Genomic DNA, 382 nt, shown 5'->3' on the forward strand with positions numbered 1-382 from the left:
GTCGAGGAACTTGTCGGCGTGCCAGGAGGCGGCCAGCGGGCCCGTCTCCGCCTCGCCGTCCCCCACGACAGCGCACACCAGCAGGTACGGGTTGTCGAAGGCGGCACCGTAGGCGTGCGCCAGGGAGTAGCCCAGCTCGCCGCCCGCCTGGATGGAGCCGGGCACGCCGGGGGCCGTGTGGCTGGGGACGCCGCCCGGCTGCGAGAAGTCGCGGAACAGGCGCAGCATGCCCGCCGCGTCCCGTGAGCGGTCCGGCTCCAGTTCCCCGTACGTGCCCTCCAGCCACGCTCCGGCCAGCACGGCGGCGGCGCCGTGTCCCGGGCCCCAGACGCACAGCGCGTCCCGGCCGCGGGCGCGGACGAGCCGGTTCAGATGCGTGTAG

Annotated in this window: 1 protein-coding gene; it reads right to left on the reverse strand. The window is 75.7% G+C overall.

Translation table 11 applies throughout. The annotated features are described in order from the left end of the window. Positions 1-382, reverse strand: a 382-nt coding sequence (locus tag J0695_RS39630; protein WP_505383632.1) for a phosphoketolase family protein, incomplete at both ends; no start/stop codon positions are given.

Origin of the sequence: Streptomyces beijiangensis, from assembly GCF_017315755.1 — a bacterium.
Classification (GTDB): domain Bacteria; phylum Actinomycetota; class Actinomycetes; order Streptomycetales; family Streptomycetaceae; genus Streptomyces; species Streptomyces beijiangensis.